The sequence below is a fragment of the Microcystis sp. CS-574 genome, assembly GCF_028329095.1.
Taxonomy (GTDB): Bacteria; Cyanobacteriota; Cyanobacteriia; order Cyanobacteriales; family Microcystaceae; genus Microcystis; species Microcystis ichthyoblabe_A.
In genome coordinates this window covers 1-3,654 of the sequence record NZ_JAQMSY010000235.1, presented here as the reverse complement: position 1 = coordinate 3,654, position 3,654 = coordinate 1, and the positions used below count along the sequence as shown (strand labels likewise).

4 protein-coding genes and 2 pseudogenes are annotated in these 3,654 nt (G+C 47.2%); 2 read left to right on the top strand and 4 right to left on the bottom strand.

Translation table 11 applies throughout. The annotated features are described in order from the left end of the window. Together PN470_RS19275 and PN470_RS19270 are read left to right on the top strand one after the other, a co-directional pair. Positions 1-154, top strand: a pseudogene (locus PN470_RS19275) (RNA-guided endonuclease TnpB family protein); the annotation flags it as partial. A gap of 146 nt (positions 155-300) precedes the next feature. Beyond that, positions 301-1,644 (top strand): chloride channel protein, encoded by a 1,344-nt coding sequence (locus tag PN470_RS19270; RefSeq protein WP_002774085.1) that lies wholly within the window; start codon positions 301-303, stop codon positions 1,642-1,644. A gap of 140 nt (positions 1,645-1,784) precedes the next feature. On the opposite strand, the gene PN470_RS19265 is transcribed toward PN470_RS19270, so the two are convergent. The 4 genes and pseudogenes from PN470_RS19265 to PN470_RS19255 form a co-directional block, all read right to left on the bottom strand. Further along, entirely contained in the window at positions 1,785-2,402 is a 618-nt protein-coding gene (locus PN470_RS19265; RefSeq protein WP_258012280.1) for an EH signature domain-containing protein, read from the bottom strand. A 372-nt stretch (positions 2,403-2,774) separates the two neighbouring features. Then, positions 2,775-2,972: a DUF6887 family protein gene (locus PN470_RS19260; RefSeq protein WP_002736866.1), complete on the bottom strand. Its 198-nt coding sequence runs from the start codon at positions 2,970-2,972 to the stop codon at positions 2,775-2,777. Next, positions 2,962-3,174: a DUF6888 family protein gene (locus PN470_RS22425; RefSeq protein ID WP_036397117.1), complete on the bottom strand. Its 213-nt coding sequence runs from the start codon at positions 3,172-3,174 to the stop codon at positions 2,962-2,964. The genes PN470_RS19260 and PN470_RS22425 overlap by 11 nt, the downstream gene beginning before the upstream one ends. A gap of 210 nt (positions 3,175-3,384) precedes the next feature. Continuing rightward, positions 3,385-3,654: pseudogene (locus tag PN470_RS19255) on the bottom strand (IS4 family transposase); the annotation flags it as partial.

The window sequence follows — 3,654 nt, the reverse complement described above, 5'->3', positions numbered from 1 at the left end:
TCACCATGACCGAGATATTAACGCCAGTAAAAATATTTTGGCCGCAGGGCTTGCGGTGTCAGTCTGTAGAGCGACCATAAGACCAGAACAGAGTAAATCTGTTAAGGCAGGTGCGAAAAATCCTTCGGGAAAGAAGCAGAAACCTAAATCGTAAGGTTTGGGAATCACCGTCCGTTTACGGCGGTGAGGATGTCAAGAGCCTTCAAGCCGACATTTTAGGTAAAGACTTTCAGGGTGTTTTGCTTGACGACTCAAATGGACTTGCTATCGGAACAATAAAAGCTTAACTTTCTGTGCGCGATGCTAAATAACAAACTACAACTTCTGTTAACCAGGGTAGGCCCATGGGCCGTTGCTGGTCTGCTCGGCGGTTTGATCGGCTCTCTGGCTGCGGTACTGCTGACTGAGGCAATTAAGCAAACCCTGAGAATTGCCTCTGACCTAGGTAACTTTTGGCTACTGCTGCTGCCGCTGGTGGGCGTTACCTTAGCAGTGCTAGTCCTGTTTGGACTGGGTAAGGGCCAACCTGTGCAGACCTTAGCTCCCCGCGAGGCCACTGCCTCTGGCCGCTGGGGTTCTCTCATGGCCTGGTACTCCTTCCCCCATGACATTGCTCGCGCCGACCTGACCGGTGACGTGGTGAACGCATCCGGCGCCGAAGAGCGGTTCCCCTGGAATCTAGCACCGTTGCGGGCCCTGGCCATTCTCTCCACTGTTGGACTGGGTGCGCCCATGGGAACAGAATCACCGGCGGCTCATATTGGCGTGGCGACGGGGACCTGGTTGGGTAGCATAAATCCAGCCCTGCGTCAACTGGTGCGGCCCCTGGCCATCGGTGGCGGTGCGGCCAGTGTTTCTGCCCTGATGGGAATCCCTCTGGTGGGCAGCTTTTTTATGTTTGAGTTGAGTCAGCGACGCCAGGTTCCGATCACCCCGGAGCGGGCAGCGGCGATGTTAGCCGGGGGACTGGTGGGATGGGGAGTCAACGCTGCCTTTAAGCTGCAACTGATCCGGCTGGTGGTGCCGCAGGTTGCCCCGACTGATTTCTGGGATGCGGTGGGTGCCACTTTATCGATCGGAGCGATCGCTGGCATGATTACAGCCCTCACTGGTGAGGCGATCTACTGGGCCAGAGGCTTACGGGACAGGCCTGGCACTCGTCTCCTCATTGGTGGCCTGATGATGCTGTTCTTGGCGATCGTGATCGGACGGGTGGCGACTCCGGCAGCGGCTTTTGGGCCGGGGGGAGCCGCTATCGACTGGGCCGAAAACATTAAAACAACTCCTTACCATCTGTTAGCGGTAGCTCTGCTCCGGGCCGCGGCCACCACCGCTGCGGTTTTAGCCGGGGGCTGTGGCGGCGTGTTTGTCCCTTTTCTGGCGATCGGCGACCTCAGTGGCCGGGTGTTCGCCACCACCTTTGAGATTTCGGGGGATCTGGCGGGTGCGGCGGGGGCAGCGGCTGGTATTGCTGGTGGCTATCGCCTACCTTTGACTGCCGTAGCGATGGTGCTGGGGGTGGGGGGGCCGGGGGCAGCCCAGCTAACCTGCCTTGCTACAGTGGTGGTTGCTGCCCTTTCGGGATTGGTGGCCGCACGGGCAGCCAATCAACTTTCTAGTTCCCTCCGGGCAATGATCCGCTAGAAGCCACGGTCAGGGGAATTACTGTGATATCTAGAGGGGGCAAGTTCTTTGCGCCCCTAATTTTGGGATTGTTGTCTAACGCAATCTACCAGATCAGCGATCGCACTCAACTTAATATCAACAGACTTTCTGTTTCACTATCAAAAATCAAATATACACAACTCTGTGGGATTGCTTCCGTCATCTTCTAATTTCAGAATGTCTTGATATTCCCTAAATTTATTGCCAATAATAGAATAGGTTTGTTCAGGAAGTAAAATTTTTATTCTCATAAAACTATTGCTATAATTACTCCAGAAAAGCTGGCGATTTCTAAGTTGCTTTTCATCATTATTTCCAAGGTATATATTATTGACAATTAAGTTCACTAAGTCTCGAAAATTGTTATAATTAATAGCTCCTATTAAATTTCTAAAGTTTTGCCTAGCTACTAGAGAAATAAGAGCTTGTTTCTGATGATTGTTATAATTATTTTTTAGCCATGAAACTAATAGTGGAAATTTAATAGCAATATCTATCGAAAGATTACTTAAAATAAAATCAACCGAAGAAGCTTGTTCTCTCTCTGGCATTTGATCAAGGCAACGCAATAACCAATCAACGGTATCGCTATTTACTTGATTGCTCTTGATAAAGTACGGAGAAATTTCTGAAATATATTCGCTAAAAATTGGGATAGGCGGTAGTGTATATTTATCTCTATTTACTAATTCACTAGGCGTTAAGTTTCGATACTGTTGCAATTGAAAAAACGGCAAGGGTAATCCAATGAAATAGATCATTGTCCCAAATAATGTTGAAGATCGTTAAAAATGACTGCATTGTGTTAGGTTACTCAAATATTTGTAGGTAGATTACTGCTTTACTTTGGTACAAATTGTACTTGACAAACGACACGGAGTATAGAGTGCCAGCTTGACAACCTTTGAGTCGGTCTCGGAGACACTCAATGGGTTAACCTAAGAATGAACAGCGGTCGGCATTCCCCAGTTAGTTATTATGGCAAAAGGCTTTGGTCAGCTAGTTTTGACCCGCCAGCAGCAACAAGAAGCAAAGCTCTTGAGAAAGATTGTTCTTCAGCATTTTCAGCATTTGCCAGACCCCAGAGTCAGCCGCAAAAAAGACTATACCTATAAAGTCCCTTCAATTTTACGGCGAATCACCTCCTCCATTTGACGTAAACCCTCCTCCGTACTAGGGAAATTATACCTGATCGCATTCGGATCACGACGACTCATCAACGCCCGCAAAGCCTCATCATCCTCACGGTGTTGTAGAACATAGGCTCTGAGAGTGGACTTGCTCATTTCGTTAAAATTAGGCTTCATTTGGCAAAAACTCCCAATTTCCATCGGCATAAATAATCAATTCAATGTCTTCACCTGCCAAGATATAAATTTCGCCCCGTAACGGGTCAAATCGGAATAAAACAATATCCCGAAATCCATCCGAGAGACTTTGGCAAAGCTCAACCGACTTAATAGCTTGCTGTGTGGTTAACGAAAACAACTTACCTCCAAATGATAACACCTTTTCAGTTTACTCTAATTACCCTCAACCCTCACAAGCCCACCCATTAGTAAATTCTCAAAAAGTGCTGGTAGAAAAGCCATAGCCTAGTACTTAGGCGGTCAAACAGCCTAAGTAATACCAAATCCGCCTTGGAAAGTAAAGTAACAAATTAAGAATAAGTAAGCCAATGATAGTTGGTCAAGTTTTTCTGAGAGGGGGACAAGCGAGCTAGAAGGTAGATAGGGCAAGCAATATCGCTCTTTGTCCTTTGATGTAATCCTTCAACCGATAGCGGCTAATTTGCATTAGCTCTTCTATATTTTTTTGGAACATTTGATGTAGCTGGAGCCAATGATAGAGATGTTGAACCACATAAAAACTGCTGTGTCTGCGTTGACCTTTATATCTTTTTTCAGGTCTTGTGACATATTTTTGGATTCCCATATCCTTAATTTTTTTACCTTGCATTGTGGCACTTGTATAGGCGATAGCTATAAC